The organism is Vibrio sp. Y51_MX_L26, from assembly GCF_024181935.1.
GTDB classification, from domain to species: Bacteria; Pseudomonadota; Gammaproteobacteria; order Enterobacterales; family Vibrionaceae; genus Vibrio; species Vibrio diabolicus.
On record NZ_JAMZAS010000003.1, the window covers coordinates 73,362 to 88,515 of the forward strand.

The following is a 15,154-nucleotide window of genomic DNA, read 5'->3' on the forward strand; positions in this document are numbered from 1 at the left end:
AACATCATGTCAGATATTTTATCTTCATTGGCTTATCTAACGGGTAAGCCTGTTGCATCGGCAAAAATCAAAGCGCAACCAGAACATTTTCAGGTTCGTGAGGATTTAGGTTTTGCCTTTACGGGCGAAGGCGAGCACCTAATGGTGCGCATTCGAAAAACTGGGGAAAATACCAGTTTTGTTGCGAATGAGCTGGCGAAAGCTTGTGGCGTAAAGTCGAAAGACGTTAGCTGGGCAGGACTTAAAGACCGCCATGCGGTGACGGAACAGTGGCTGAGTGTCCATTTACCGAAAGGGGAAACGCCGGATTTCTCGGCATTCCTAGCTCAATATCCGAGTATTGAGATCTTAGCGACTGATCGACACAACAAAAAACTGCGTCCTGGAGACTTAATAGGGAACGAGTTTGTTGTCACTTTGTCTGAAGTGACTGACGTTGAAGATGTAGAGCAACGCCTTGAAAAAGTGAAACAAGTTGGTGTGCCAAACTACTTTGGTAGTCAGCGTTTTGGTAATGATGGCAACAACCTTGAAGAAGCACGTCGATGGGGACGAGAAAACGTTCGTACGCGTAACCAAAACAAACGCAGCATGTACCTGTCTGCCGCGCGTTCATGGATCTTCAACCGCATCGTTTCTGCTCGTCTAGAAAATGGTGTGTTTGATAAATTCATCGATGGTGACATCGCACAGACATCACAAGGATTGTTGGCTGTTGATGCGAATAACCTTGCTGATATGCAAAACAAGCTTGCATTGAGTGACGTTGAGATTACTGCCGCTTTAGCGGGTGATAATGCGTTACCGACCCAAGCTGATGCACTTGCATTAGAACAACCATTTATTGATGAAGAACCTGATTTAATGGCTCTGATCCGTGGTAATCGTATGCGTCACGATCGTCGTGAAATCGCACTCAAACCAAAAGACTTAGCTTGGAACGTTGAAGGTAACAATATTACGTTGACCTTCTCACTCGATGCAGGCTCTTTTGCCACATCCATTGTTCGTGAGTTGGTGAATGAGGTCAAAGTAGAAAGAGAATACTAATGGAACTGGATTCACTAAATACAAAACCTTTAAGAATTCTAATTAGTAATGACGACGGTGTGCATGCTCAAGGAATTCACGCGTTAGCGGATGAGCTGAGAAGCATCGCGGAAGTGATCATTGTTGCCCCAGACCGAAATCGTTCTGGTGCATCAAACTCATTGACTTTGGAACAGCCTCTGCGAGTCACAGAAATTGCTCCCAATACTTATTCGGTTCAAGGGACACCGACAGATTGCGTTCATTTTGCTCTAAATGAGCTGATGAAAGATGACCTGCCAGATCTTGTATTATCTGGCATTAATCATGGTGCAAATCTGGGAGATGACGTTCTGTATTCTGGTACCGTCGCTGCTGCAATGGAAGGGCACTTTCTTGGCGTGCAGGCCATTGCGTTTTCACTGGTTGGTAAACGTCATTTTGAGTCGGCTGCTAAAATTGCTCGACAGTTGGTTGAGCAACACTTGGCAGCGCCAATCCCAACCAACCGTTTGTTGAATGTGAATGTACCTGATTTGCCTCTCGAGAGTCTTGGTGAAATCGAAGTGACCCGTTTAGGTGCTCGTCATCACGCAGAGAATATGATCAAGCAGAAAGATCCGCGTGGGCATGATATCTATTGGTTAGGGCCTCCGGGGAAAGAACAAGATGCGGGTGAAGGTACCGACTTTTATGCGATTGAGCACGGTCGAGTTTCTATTACCCCAATGCAAGTAGACCTCACTGCTCATGAGTCGCTGCGTGCAATGGATAGTTGGTTAAAGGAAGAGAAGTAATGAGTAACCCACATGCTGACAGGTTGATAGCGTTTCTTATCTCCAGTGGCATCAAAGACCAAAGAGTTCTGGATGCTATCCAACGCTTACCACGAGAAAGCTTTGTCTCTCAAGCGATGATGCACCAAGCCTACGATAACAATGCGTTACCGATTGGTCAGGGACAAACTATTTCTCAACCTTATATTGTTGCTCGTATGACCGAGTTACTCGAACTAGAGCCAACGAGTCACGTACTGGAAATCGGAACGGGTTCCGGTTATCAAACCGCAGTACTGGCGCAAATTGTTGACCATGTATACTCCGTTGAGCGAATTAAATCGTTGCAATGGGAAGCAAAACGCCGTCTGAAACAATTGGATATCTACAATGTTTCAACCAAGCATGCTGATGGGTGGCAAGGCTGGGAAGCTCGTGGTCCTTTCGATGCCATCATTGTTACCGCAGCCGCAGAAGTGATCCCCCAAGCACTTCTCGCACAATTAAAAGATGGCGGTAAGATGGTGATTCCTGTTGGAGATAAGGAGCAACAGTTACTAAAAATTGAACGTAAGGGAGATGAATATCTCTCTACTGTTGTGGAAATGGTTCGATTTGTACCTCTGGTTGCGGGTGATTTAGCTTAAGGGTTAGGGATAGGTGAGTAAGTTATTACGTCATATTGGTATTAGCTTTGTGTTTGCTGCAGGACTAGTTGGTTGTGCAGCGCATTCTCCTGCACCTGTCTCTAGCTTAAAGAAAGACTATTCAAGCCTTGAAAGAGGAAGTTACAGAGGGAGTTATTATGAGGTAAAAAAAGGCGATACACTTTACTTCATAGCTTATGTCACAGATAAAGATGTAAATGATCTTGTCCGTTACAATGAGTTAACTCAGCCTTACACCATCTACCCTGGACAGAGGCTAAAACTTTGGGCTCCGAAATATGTCGCCCCTAAATATGGCCAAAAAGTTGAACCCGTTGTGGTTCCTGTTGTTACGACGCCACCAGCCCCAGTGACGAAAACATCAACAGCCTCTAAACCGAAAACTTCAAGTAAAAACTCTAGTCAAAAACCTACAGAGACTAAGCCTAAAGTCGTACAAAAACAGCCTCCAAAGAAGGTTGAACAATCGAAAACAAAGGAGTATGTTGGTTCAAAAGATAACCAAAAAGTGAAGCAAAAAGCGCCAGTTACCACGGCGAAGAGTGATAAAGTTTCTAAGTGGTTGTGGCCGACAAAAGGGAGAGTAATCAAGAACTTTTCGGCGGGAGAACAGGGAAATAAAGGTATTGACATCGCAGGACAGCGTGGTCAACCTATCGTTTCAACCGCAGCCGGCACCGTTGTTTATTCAGGCAATGCGCTACGAGGTTATGGCAACTTAATTATAGTAAAGCATAACGACAATTATTTAAGCGCCTATGCACATAATGACAAACTGCTGGTATCAGAAGGACAAAGTGTAAAAAGCGGACAGAAAATCGCCACCATGGGTAGTTCCGGTGCTAAATCAGTCAAGCTACACTTTGAAATCCGCTATCAAGGTAAATCGGTGAATCCAAAACGCTATTTGCCTTAAAACTTTGAAAAACAACTTGCGACATCATTTAGCGACATATTGAGTTGTCATGTCTTGCTAACTCGCCAGGGGGAGGCGTTATGAGTATCAGCAACACAGTAACCAAAGTTGAAGAGTTTGCATTTGACAATGCGTCAGTGAAGACCATTGATAACGAACTCGAAAAATCATCATCCACAGAAAGCAAAACGGCTGCGCGTGAAGAATTTGACGCGAGCAGTAAAAGCTTAGACGCAACTCAGTTGTATCTAGGTGAAATTGGCTTCTCACCTCTACTTACTGCCGAAGAAGAAGTGCTTTATGCTCGACGAGCCCTGCGTGGCGACGAAGCGGCACGTAAACGTATGATCGAAAGTAACCTACGTTTGGTGGTCAAGATCTCTCGTCGATACAGTAATCGAGGTCTAGCACTACTCGATCTGATTGAAGAAGGTAACCTTGGTTTGATCCGTGCGGTCGAGAAGTTCGATCCAGAGCGTGGTTTCCGCTTCTCTACTTATGCGACCTGGTGGATCCGACAAACGATCGAACGTGCGTTGATGAACCAAACTCGTACGATCCGTCTACCTATTCATGTCGTGAAAGAGCTGAACATTTATCTGCGTACTGCGCGTGAACTTTCTCAGAAGCTCGATCACGAACCTACCGCAGAAGAAATTGCTGCTCAGTTAGATATTCCAGTCGAAGATGTAAGCAAAATGCTACGTCTCAATGAGCGTATCAGTTCTGTCGACACACCAATCGGTGGTGACGGTGAAAAAGCGCTGTTGGATATTATTCCCGACGCAAACAACTCCGATCCAGAAGTCTCGACTCAAGATGACGATATCAAATCATCGCTGATTCATTGGTTAGAAGAGTTGAATCCAAAACAGAAAGAAGTACTTGCACGACGTTTTGGTCTTCTAGGCTATGAGCCTTCGACGCTTGAAGAAGTTGGTCGAGAGATTGGTTTGACACGTGAGCGTGTACGTCAAATCCAAGTAGAAGGTTTACGTCGTCTTCGTGAGGTTTTAATCAAGCAACGTTTGAATATGGAAAACTTATTTAACGTCGAAGATGATTAAATAATCCGTACTTCAGTAGATATGCGAAAGGCTATGGTTATCCATAGCCTTTTTTCTTTTGCGCTCGCTTAAGTGAATCGATTTAAAGCATCTTCTTCAAACGATACAACTCTTCAAGTGCTTGGCGTGGAGTCAAATCATCAGGATCAATACCAGATAAGGCTTGTTCGATCTCGCTAGGTTCTGGAATTAGACTCAATTGGTTAGCCACATCTACTGCACTTGGACGTGGTGCGTCACTGTTTTGCCCTAGTTGCTCTAGCTGAGATAGCTTGTTACGCGCATTTTTGATAACCGTTTTTGGTACACCTGCTAAGCCCGCAACAGCTAGGCCGTAAGACTTACTTGCCGCACCTTCTTGAACTGCGTGCATAAAGGCAATGCTGTCTCCATGCTCTACGGCATCCAAGTGAACGTTCGCTAAGTTTGGCAGTTGGTTTGGCAACTCTGTCAATTCGAAGTAGTGAGTTGCAAATAGTGTCATCGCACCAATTTGTGTTGCGAGCCATTCCGCACTTGCCCAAGCTAAAGATAGGCCATCGTAAGTACTGGTACCGCGACCGATTTCATCCATTAGCACTAAACTGTTTTTAGTTGCATTGTGCAGAATATTAGCGGTTTCCGTCATTTCTACCATGAAGGTCGAACGACCAGATGCAAGATCATCTGACGCTCCAATACGAGTAAATATACGATCTAAAGAACCAATTTGTGCAGATTCTGCAGGTACATAAGAGCCGATATGTGCCATCAATGCAATCAGCGCAGTTTGACGCATGTAAGTGGATTTACCACCCATGTTTGGACCGGTGATGATTAACATTTTACGTGCTGGGTTAAGCTCTATTGGGTTCGCGATGAACGGTTCTGTTGTTACTTGCTCTACGACTGGGTGACGACCCGCTTGAATGTGAATGCCAGCGTCTTTCACAAGCGTTGGTCGGCAGTAATCCAACGAATCTGCACGCTCTGCTAGGTTTTGTAGTACATCGAGTTGAGACAGAGCAGAAGCTAAATTCTGCAGCTTCTCCAGATTTGGCATCAATAGATCAAACAGTTCTTCCCACAGCTGCTTTTCAAGTGCCAGCGCTTTCGATTTCGAGTTAAGTACTTTGTCTTCGTGCTCTTTAAGCTCTGGGATGATATAGCGTTCGGCATTTTTTAGTGTTTGGCGACGTACATAGTGCGGCGGAACCAAATGGCTCTGGCCACGGCTCACTTGGATAAAGAAGCCATGTACGTTGTTGTAGCCGACTTTAAGCGTATCGATGCCGTGTCGTTCACGCTCATCTCGCTCAAGCTGCTCAAGGTATTCTGTTGCACCGTCTGCTAATTTGCGCCATTCATCGAGCTCGGCATTATAGCCTTCAGCGATCACACCACCATCACGAATAACAACTGGCGGATTTTCTTTAATTGCACGCTCTAACAGATCACATACTTCGTCAATCGGAGCTGCGTATTGCGCCAGTTTTGCTAGATATGGATGGGTCAAAGAAGCGGTTACAGATTCTAGCTCTGGTAGCTGCTGCATGGCATTGCGAAGTCTAGCCATATCGCGAGGGCGAGCAGAGCGCAGTGCAAGGCGTGCTAAGATACGTTCAATATCACCAATTTGTTTTAACGTTGGTTGAAGATCGGCAAACAGCGCTTGTTCTTTAATCTCACCAATCGCATCAAGACGATTGTTTAACGTTTCAATGCAACGCATAGGCTGATGTAACCAACGCTTCAGCATTCGGCTGCCCATCGGCGTCGCACAATGGTCGAGTACCGCAGCGAGTGTGTTATCGGTTCCACCTGCTAGATTTTGAGTAATTTCCAGGTTGCGTCGGGTAGCGGCATCAAGGATGACGGATTGGTCCTGATGATCAAACGTTAAAGAGCGAATATGAGGCAAAGCAGTGCGTTGCGTATCTTTCACATACTGGATCAAACAACCAGCAGCACATAACCCTAAGGACGCATGTTCTACGCCAAAACCAACCAGATCTTTAGTGCCAAACTGTTGATTGAGTTGTTGCTTAGCCGTATCAAGCTCAAACTCCCATACTGGGCGACGACGGTTACCATTGCGGCTCGCCATTAAATGTACAGGTTCAAAATCTTCTGGGAATAGTAGCTCACGTGGTGCGGTACGCTGAAGCTCGGCTGTCATCGCTTCTTCGGTTTCTGGTTCTGTCAGTTGGAAGCGACCAGAAGTGACATCCAGCGTCGCATAACCGAACTTACCGTTGTGATGGTAAATGGCTGCGATTAAGTTATCGACACGCTCAGAAAGCAGTGCTTCATCCGTCACAGTACCTGGTGTCACGATACGTACAACTTTACGTTCTACCGGACCTTTGCTGGTGGCTGGATCGCCAATTTGTTCGCAGATTGCGACTGATTCACCAAGCTGAACAAGTTTTGCTAGATAGCCTTCTACTGCGTGAAATGGCACTCCCGCCATAGGAATAGGCTCTCCAGCTGACGAACCGCGCTTAGTTAGCGAAATATCAAGCAGTTGGGACGCTCGCTTTGCATCATCGTAAAAGAGTTCGTAGAAATCGCCCATGCGGTAGAACAGCAAAATCTCAGGGTTCTCAGCTTTTAGCTTGAGGTATTGCTGCATCATCGGAGTGTGTTTTTGTTCAGCTTTCACAGGTAAGTTCTTTTGTTTATTTCCGTAGCGGCTTAGGATACGTGAATCCCTATCAAGTAAAAAGAGACAAAGGGCATTTTGGCTATGGAAAAAACAACAAAATTGAGCGCAGATTTAGGCGCATTACTGGCAAAGTATGGTCATGTTTTAACGACGGCAGAATCGTGCACGGGTGGCGGTGTTGCGACCGCTATTACTGATATTGCAGGCAGCTCAGGTTGGTTAGATAGAGCTTTTGTCACTTACAGCAACGAAGCCAAAATGGAAATGCTGGGTGTGAGAGTGGAAACCTTAGAGGAACATGGTGCCGTGAGTGAGCCTGTTGTGATTGAAATGGTGCAAGGTGCGCTTCAACACTCGAATGCCACTATTGGGGTTTCCATCAGTGGTGTTGCTGGACCGGGGGGAGGCACTGATGAAAAGCCGGTTGGAACCGTCTGCTTTGCTTTTGCGGATAAGCACGACTGGCTCTTTGTTGAGACCATGCATTTTTCTGGTGACAGGGCGGAAGTTCGTCAACAAGCGGTGATGCATGCATTGACTCGATTGCATCAACATTTAATTTAGAATTTCTTACACTGTCTTAGCCCAGAATTGATAAGGGCTGGAGCAAATCCTTAGAAGCCGTGAACTAAATTTTTTCTATACAGGTATAGACACTGTATGAATCAACAGTATAATAACTTTCATTGCTGAGCAGGTTAGCTGCTTAAGAAAAATGAATTACTATTCGTCGCCCAAAGAAGATGAATAAATCGGAGAAAGTAATGGACGAGAACAAACAGAAAGCGCTCGCCGCTGCGCTAGGTCAAATTGAAAAGCAATTCGGTAAAGGCTCTATCATGCGCCTTGGTGATAACCGAGCAATGGACGTAGAAACCATCTCAACAGGCTCTCTTTCTCTTGATATCGCTTTGGGTGCAGGTGGTCTGCCAATGGGTCGTATCGTAGAAGTCTACGGTCCAGAATCTTCAGGTAAAACAACACTAACGCTTGAGCTTATCGCTGCTGCGCAACGTGAAGGTAAAACTTGTGCGTTTATCGATGCAGAGCACGCTCTGGATCCTGTCTACGCGAAGAAACTTGGTGTTGATATCGATGCGCTCTTGGTTTCTCAGCCAGACACTGGTGAGCAAGCACTAGAGATTTGTGATGCACTAGCTCGCTCTGGCGCTATCGACGTAATGGTTGTTGACTCAGTTGCGGCGCTAACACCAAAAGCAGAAATTGAAGGCGAAATGGGCGACAGCCACATGGGTCTACAGGCTCGTATGCTTTCTCAAGCGATGCGTAAGCTAACTGGTAACCTAAAACAGTCTAACTGTATGTGTATCTTCATCAACCAAATCCGTATGAAGATTGGTGTGATGTTCGGTAACCCAGAAACGACCACGGGTGGTAACGCACTTAAATTCTACGCTTCTGTTCGTCTTGATATTCGTCGTACTGGCGCAATCAAAGAAGGTGACGAAGTCGTTGGTAACGAAACTCGCATCAAAGTAGTTAAGAACAAGATTGCTGCACCGTTTAAAGAAGCCAATACGCAAATCATGTACGGCCAAGGCTTTAACCGCGAAGGTGAACTAGTAGATCTAGGCGTGAAGCACAAACTGGTTGAAAAAGCTGGTGCTTGGTACAGCTACCAAGGCGATAAGATTGGTCAAGGTAAAGCGAACGCGTGCAACTACCTACGTGAGCATCCTGAAGTGGCTAAAACTATCGATACTAAATTACGTGAAATGTTGTTAGCGCCAGCCCTTGCGGAAGCTCCTGAAGCAGGCGAGGCGCCTGAGCAAGCTGAAGAGTTTTAATCCCTTCACAGATTAAAAAGTGATAAAGCCCTGCAATGCGGGGCTTTGTTGTATCTATTGACATCAAAAATCCGAATCATCACAAAGGCCATTGAGAGTCTGTACAGCAAAAATACTTTTAGGATCACCATGTACCAAAAGCGCCAGACACCAACATTATCGAGCAAAGAGGCGGCTATCCAACTGCTTAGCCGTCGCGATCATGGTCAGTATGAGCTGTACCAAAAATTGTCGATGAAAGGCTATGAAGCATCAGACATCGAAATCGCGATTAATTTTTGCTTAGACCATAACTATTTAGATGATTTACGTTATGCGAAGAGCCAAATTCGGCAGCATGTATACAAAGGACATGGAGAGCGTCGAATTCGCCAAGAGTTAAACCAGAAACGTGTTGCGGAATCGGTGATTGAGCAAGCCATGGCTGAAGAACCGCAAGACTGGTTTGAACTTGCTAAGCAGGCGGCAGAAAAGAAATTTAAAGGCGTCAAAGCCAAGGACCAAAAAGAATACGCAAAACAAGTCCGTTTTCTACAATACCGAGGCTACAGTTTCGACCAAATTAGCTATGCGTTTGCCTTTGAAGACCAAGATTAGCGTTGATCCAATTGCGCTGATTTTTGTTTTGCTTCAAATTTTTTCTTCTGCTCCCTCTTTTCCTCAAGAAAACTAGTCTCAGCTGTTTGCATGATCTACAATACGGCAAAATTCTAACTCGACTATTTTCAGGAAGAGCTGCATGTACATGAGCACTGACGAGGTTCGTAACGCGTTCCTCAAGTTCTTTGAAAGCAAAGGACACCAAATCGTAGAAAGTTCATCGTTAGTTCCACATAACGACCCAACCCTGCTGTTCACAAACGCAGGTATGAACCAATTTAAAGATTGTTTCTTAGGCTTAGAAAAACGAGCCTATACTCGAGCGACTACGGCTCAGCGTTGTGTACGTGCTGGTGGTAAACACAACGACCTGGAAAATGTTGGCTTTACCGCTCGTCACCACACATTCTTTGAAATGCTAGGCAACTTCAGCTTTGGCGACTACTTCAAAGAAGATGCGATTTCATTTGCTTGGGAATTCCTAACCGAAGTTCTTAAACTGCCTGCGGATCGTCTATTGGTAACCGTTTACGAAACCGATGACGAAGCATTCGACATCTGGAACAAAAAAGTTGGCGTGCCTGCTGATCGTATCGTGCGCATTGGTGACAAAGAAGGTGGCAAGCCTTACGAGTCTGATAACTTCTGGCAAATGGGCGACACTGGTCCTTGTGGTCCATGTACTGAAATCTTCTACGATCACGGTGAACACATCTGGGGTGGTCGTCCTGGCACGCCTGAAGAAGATGGTGACCGTTTCATCGAGATCTGGAACAACGTATTCATGCAGTTCAACCGTCACGCAGACGGCACTATGGAACCGCTACCAAAACCATCGGTAGATACTGGTATGGGTATCGAGCGTATCTCTGCAATCATGCAAGGCGTTCACTCAAACTACGAAATCGATGTATTCCAAACTCTTATCAAAGCAGCGGCTGAAGTCATTGGTTATGAAGATCTATCGAACCAATCGCTACGCGTTATTGCTGACCACATCCGTTCATGTTCATTCTTGATTGTTGATGGTGTGATGCCTTCAAACGAAGGTCGTGGTTACGTACTACGTCGTATCATTCGTCGTGCCGTACGTCATGGTAACAAGCTAGGTGCACAAGGTGCATTCTTCTATAAGCTTGTTGGCGTATTAGCAGAAGTAATGGGTACAGCAGGCGAAGAGCTGAAGCGTCAACAAGCAGTGGTTGAAAAAGTGCTGCGTATCGAAGAAGAAAACTTCGGTCGTACACTTGAGCGCGGTATGGTAATTCTTAACGAAGCATTAGATAATCTAGATGGCAAAGTGCTAGACGGCGAAACGGTATTCAAGCTTTACGATACTTACGGCTTCCCAGCAGACCTCACTAACGACGTTGCACGTGAGCGTGAGTTCGCGATCGACGAAGAGGGTTTCGAAAAAGCGATGGAAGAGCAGCGTCAACGTGCGCGTGAAGCTGGTCAATTCGGTACAGATTATAACGCAGCAATCAAAGTTGATACGCAAACAGAATTCTGTGGTTACACAGGTACTAAAGGTTCTAGTTCAGTCGCTGCGATGTTTGTTGAAGGCAACGAAGTAGATTCACTATCTGCAGGCGATAAAGCCATCATCGTGCTTGGTGAAACGCCATTCTACGCAGAGTCAGGCGGTCAGTGTGGTGACGCGGGTGAAATCCGTACTGAGTCTGGTGTATTCCGCGTTGAAGACACTCAAAAACTCGGTAACGCAATCGCACACCACGGTGTAATGGCAGAAGGCGTGCTAGCGAAAGGTGACGAAGTGGCAACTATCGTTGACGCAGAGCGTCGCGCAGCTATCTCTCTTAACCACTCAGCGACGCACTTGCTACACGCAGCACTACGCCAAGTTCTTGGTGAGCACGTAACGCAGAAAGGCTCACTAGTGAAAGCTGACAGCCTACGTTTCGACTTCTCACACCTAGAGGCAGTAACTGCAGCAGAACTGAAAGAAGTTGAGCGTCTAGTAAACGCACAAATTCGTCGTAACCACACGATTGAAACCAATGTGATGGATATTGAGTCTGCTAAGAAGAAAGGCGCAATGGCATTGTTTGGTGAGAAGTACGATGACGAAGTTCGCGTGTTGTCTATGGGTGACTTCTCTACTGAGCTTTGTGGTGGTATTCACGCATCAAGCACGGGTGATATTGGTCTATTCAAAATCACATCAGAAAGCGGTATCGCAGCTGGTATTCGTCGTATTGAAGCGGTAACAGGCGAGGCGGCATTAGACGCTATTGAAGCTCAAAATGCGAAGTACGAAGAGAAACTGGCAGAATCTGCACAGAAAGCAAAAGCACTAGAAAAAGAAGTGCAGAAGCTAAAAGATAAGATGGCAGCCGCAGAAAGCGCTAACATCATGGGCAAAGCGGTTGAAGTAAATGGCACAAAAGTTCTAGTTGCGGCCCTTGAAGGTGCTGATAGCAAGAACCTACGTACCATGGTTGATGACATCAAGAATCAAATGGGTTCTGGTGTTGTACTGCTTGCAAACGTAACGGGTGACAAGGTTGGCTTGATTGCTGGTGTGACTAAAGATCTCACTGGTAAAGTAAAAGCAGGTGATCTGGTTAAAATGGTTGCAGAGCAAGTCGGTGGTAAGGGCGGTGGTCGTCCAGACATGGCTCAAGCCGGTGGTACTGATGTTTCAGCACTACCAGAGGCAATCAAAACAGTTCAGCCTTGGCTAGAAGAGCGTTTATAAGCTCTTAACTAATAAAATTACGCTCAATCAAGTTTCTTTGATTGAGCGTAATTTTTTTTAGCAACCAAGTGGTTTAATTGACCAAAAGTTAACCGAGTCATTTAAGCTGCTTGGTTTTTGTTGTAACTACTGCTTATATAATTTTTCTCAAAGGAAATATTTAAGATGTAAGCAGTTCTAAAGAGACTTCGGTCTTGGGAAGGTGAAGACTGGTGAAAAAGCCCCTTATCGTGCAAAAGTTTGGCGGAACCTCTGTGGGTTCAATTGAAAGAATCCACCAAGTCGCTGAACACATCATTAAGGCGAAAAATGATGGCAATCAAGTTGTTGTTGTCGTGTCTGCAATGTCAGGCGAAACAAACAGACTGATGGATCTCGCTAAACAGATAGATAGCGTACCTACAGCTCGAGAACTTGATGTTTTGCTCTCTGCTGGTGAGCAAGTGTCAATGGCACTGTTAGCCATGACTTTGAATAAAATGGGTCATGCTGCGCGCTCGCTTACCGGAGCACAGGCGAATATTGTGACGGATAATCAACACAATGACGCAACGATTAAACACATTGATACCACGACAATTATGGGATTGCTTGAGCAAGACCAAATCGTGATTGTTGCGGGCTTTCAAGGTGTGAATGAGAATGGGGATATCACCACATTAGGTCGAGGTGGCTCAGATACGAGCGCTGTGGCACTGGCGGGCGCATTGCGCGCTGACGAGTGTCAAATCTTTACCGACGTTGATGGTATTTATACTTGTGACCCACGTATAGTGAAAAATGCGCGCAAATTGGCGGTTATCGATTTTCCTTCAATGGAAGCGATGGCAAGCCGAGGCGCAAAAGTATTACATTTACCTTCAGTGCAATTTGCATGGAAGAATAATGTGCCACTACGCGTGCTTTCGACATTTGATGTTAATGAAGGCAGTTTGGTTAAGGGGGAGTCAGGCAATCAAGCCGTCTCTGGTATAGCCATTCAACGTGACCTTGCCATTATCGAAGTCGATAAAGAACATTTATCTAGTGCTACAAAACAATGTCAGATGTTGGGTATAGACATTTGGAATGTGATCGAGGAAGCAGAACGGGCAGGTATCATGATAAAACAAGATGCATGTGCCAAGTTCGATCTGGTGTTCAGCGACAAAATCCGTAATAGTGAAGTGGTAAGCCTGTTGACCGCAGTGGGGCTTGAGGCCAATGGAATGGTAGAGCACGCATGCGATTTGTTGGCAAAGCGAGATATTGAGATCAATTTCAGCGCAACGAATGCACTCACTATGATGCTAGTTTTAGCACCCGAATGTGTGGATACAGCAGCAAACATTCTGCATGATGCTTACATTACGTCTAGTGAAGCATTAAACATTCAACAAAAACATGCCTTTTTAGGCTGATTTTCGCTAACAAGGTAGTTTACGAAAATATAACTTTTGTTGGATAATAGCTTTGTAGCAAGAAAATTTAGAGATTACTCAAGGAGCAAAGAATGCTAATTTTGACTCGCCGCGTAGGCGAAACACTGATGATTGGTGATGAAGTGACTGTAACTGTACTAGGTGTGAAAGGTAACCAAGTACGTATCGGCGTTAACGCTCCGAAAGAGGTTTCAGTTCACCGTGAAGAAATCTACATGCGCATTCAAGCTGAAAAAGGCAATGGCAACGTTGCTTCAGGTAACTACTAAGTCGCTCCTGTTTACAGAGCTTAGTTTGAATGAAAAAGGCTAACCGAAGGGTTGGCCTTTTTAGTCTTTAATGTTTTTGAAGATTTGCGGAAACCATTGTGTTGAGTGTGGCCGTGAATCCGTCAATATTGTTGAATCGAACACCAGGAAGTTGTTTGAAAATAAATGTCTTTTTTTCAGAGAAGACTCTCTTTTTTTCATCATAATAGAGTGGTAAAGTTCGTTTAATAGTCACTTTGATTAAATCAGCAACGGTTAAGTCAGTTTCGTGGATTTTTTCAAAGAAAGTGTTTGACATATTTTCGGTAAAACGTAATATGTGCCTCCGCAAGACGGTGAGGTGGCCGAGAGGCTGAAGGCGCTCCCCTGCTAAGGGAGTATACGGTTTATCCCGTATCGAGGGTTCGAATCCCTCCCTCACCGCCATTCTTGCAACGTTGAGAAATCAACAAAAGAGTGCGTCCTTAGCTCAGCTGGATAGAGTACCTGGCTACGAACCAGGCGGTCGGAGGTTCGAATCCTCCAGGACGCGCCATATCTCTTTTGAGATATAACAATGAAAACGGTGAGGTGGCCGAGAGGCTGAAGGCGCTCCCCTGCTAAGGGAGTATACGGTTTATCCCGTATCGAGGGTTCGAATCCCTCCTTCACCGCCATTCATTGACTGGCCCGATGGCCTTTTTTTTGTTTCGTAAGAAATGAATGTGATTTGCTTCACAACTTCCTAGCAAGAAGATCTGCGCGTCCTTAGCTCAGCTGGATAGAGTACCTGGCTACGAACCAGGCGGTCGGAGGTTCGAATCCTCCAGGACGCGCCACTATTTAATAATTCGTTTGATAAACGGGTTATACAAAGTAAAATAAGATTATTGCGCGTCCTTAGCTCAGCTGGATAGAGTACCTGGCTACGAACCAGGCGGTCGGAGGTTCGAATCCTCCAGGACGCGCCACTTATTAAAGGGTATTGCCCTGATATTGACGAAAGTTGATGTCGAAAACTGCGCGTCCTTAGCTCAGCTGGATAGAGTACCTGGCTACGAACCAGGCGGTCGGAGGTTCGAATCCTCCAGGACGCGCCACTTATTAAAGGGTAATGCCCTGATGTTGACGAAAGTTGATATCGAAAACTGCGCGTCCTTAGCTCAGCTGGATAGAGTACCTGGCTACGAACCAGGCGGTCGGAGGTTCGAATCCTCCAGGACGCGCCACTTATTAAAGGGTATTGCCCTGA

12 protein-coding genes and 7 tRNA genes are annotated in these 15,154 nt (G+C 45.5%); 18 read left to right on the forward strand and 1 reads right to left on the reverse strand.

Features of this window, described 5'->3' with window-relative positions; genetic code table 11:
* Window positions 1-6: 6 nt before the first annotated feature.
* The 5 genes from truD to rpoS all read left to right on the forward strand — a co-directional run bounded on the left by truD (window position 7) and on the right by rpoS (window position 4,456).
* Window positions 7-1,050: a tRNA pseudouridine(13) synthase TruD gene (gene truD, locus NL645_RS09000; RefSeq protein WP_253651599.1), complete on the forward strand. Its 1,044-nt coding sequence runs from the start codon at window positions 7-9 to the stop codon at window positions 1,048-1,050.
* Window positions 1,050-1,826, forward strand: coding sequence for a 5'/3'-nucleotidase SurE (gene surE, locus NL645_RS09005; RefSeq protein WP_029824259.1), 777 nt, complete (start codon window positions 1,050-1,052; stop codon window positions 1,824-1,826). Before truD ends, surE begins: the two co-directional genes overlap by 1 nt.
* Entirely contained in the window at window positions 1,826-2,452 is a 627-nt protein-coding gene (locus NL645_RS09010; RefSeq protein WP_046875091.1) for a protein-L-isoaspartate(D-aspartate) O-methyltransferase, read from the forward strand. The genes surE and NL645_RS09010 overlap by 1 nt, the downstream gene beginning before the upstream one ends.
* Before the next feature lie 13 nt (window positions 2,453-2,465).
* Window positions 2,466-3,389 carry a peptidoglycan DD-metalloendopeptidase family protein gene (locus NL645_RS09015; protein WP_006743295.1) on the forward strand — a complete coding sequence of 308 codons (924 nt, stop codon included), beginning with the start codon at window positions 2,466-2,468 and terminating at the stop codon, window positions 3,387-3,389.
* 80 nt (window positions 3,390-3,469) lie between these two features.
* A complete protein-coding gene (gene rpoS / locus NL645_RS09020; RefSeq protein WP_253651600.1) occupies window positions 3,470-4,456 on the forward strand; it encodes an RNA polymerase sigma factor RpoS in 987 nt (328 codons plus the stop codon).
* 82 nt (window positions 4,457-4,538) lie between these two features.
* Here the strand turns inward: rpoS and mutS are convergent, their stop codons facing one another.
* Entirely contained in the window at window positions 4,539-7,100 is a 2,562-nt protein-coding gene (mutS, locus tag NL645_RS09025; protein WP_006743294.1) for a DNA mismatch repair protein MutS, read from the reverse strand.
* Window positions 7,101-7,184: 84 nt separating this feature from the next.
* Between mutS and pncC the strand changes: the two genes are divergently transcribed.
* From pncC to NL645_RS09090, 13 genes are all read left to right on the forward strand, one after another.
* Window positions 7,185-7,667, forward strand: a complete 483-nt coding sequence (gene pncC, locus NL645_RS09030) for a nicotinamide-nucleotide amidase (RefSeq protein WP_053809176.1) — start codon at window positions 7,185-7,187, stop codon at window positions 7,665-7,667.
* A 200-nt stretch (window positions 7,668-7,867) separates the two neighbouring features.
* Entirely contained in the window at window positions 7,868-8,911 is a 1,044-nt protein-coding gene (gene recA, locus NL645_RS09035; protein ID WP_005393872.1) for a recombinase RecA, read from the forward strand.
* Between the two features lie 129 nt (window positions 8,912-9,040).
* Window positions 9,041-9,508, forward strand: coding sequence for a recombination regulator RecX (recX, locus tag NL645_RS09040; RefSeq protein ID WP_253651601.1), 468 nt, complete (start codon window positions 9,041-9,043; stop codon window positions 9,506-9,508).
* 142 nt (window positions 9,509-9,650) lie between these two features.
* Entirely contained in the window at window positions 9,651-12,233 is a 2,583-nt protein-coding gene (alaS, locus tag NL645_RS09045) for an alanine--tRNA ligase (protein WP_005393870.1), read from the forward strand.
* A gap of 212 nt (window positions 12,234-12,445) precedes the next feature.
* Window positions 12,446-13,633, forward strand: a complete 1,188-nt coding sequence (locus NL645_RS09050; RefSeq protein WP_253651602.1) for an aspartate kinase — start codon at window positions 12,446-12,448, stop codon at window positions 13,631-13,633.
* Between the two features lie 92 nt (window positions 13,634-13,725).
* Window positions 13,726-13,923 (forward strand): carbon storage regulator CsrA, encoded by a 198-nt coding sequence (csrA, locus tag NL645_RS09055; protein WP_004415691.1) that lies wholly within the window; start codon window positions 13,726-13,728, stop codon window positions 13,921-13,923.
* A gap of 334 nt (window positions 13,924-14,257) precedes the next feature.
* Window positions 14,258-14,349: transfer RNA gene (locus tag NL645_RS09060), tRNA-Ser, on the forward strand.
* Between the two features lie 32 nt (window positions 14,350-14,381).
* Window positions 14,382-14,458: transfer RNA gene (locus tag NL645_RS09065), tRNA-Arg, on the forward strand.
* Window positions 14,459-14,487: 29 nt separating this feature from the next.
* Window positions 14,488-14,579 (forward strand) — tRNA-Ser (locus tag NL645_RS09070).
* Between the two features lie 85 nt (window positions 14,580-14,664).
* Window positions 14,665-14,741, forward strand: a tRNA-Arg gene (locus NL645_RS09075).
* Window positions 14,742-14,796: 55 nt separating this feature from the next.
* A tRNA-Arg gene (locus NL645_RS09080) sits at window positions 14,797-14,873 on the forward strand.
* Window positions 14,874-14,925: 52 nt separating this feature from the next.
* Window positions 14,926-15,002, forward strand: a tRNA-Arg gene (locus NL645_RS09085).
* Window positions 15,003-15,054: 52 nt separating this feature from the next.
* A tRNA-Arg gene (locus NL645_RS09090) sits at window positions 15,055-15,131 on the forward strand.
* Window positions 15,132-15,154: the final 23 nt, after the last annotated feature.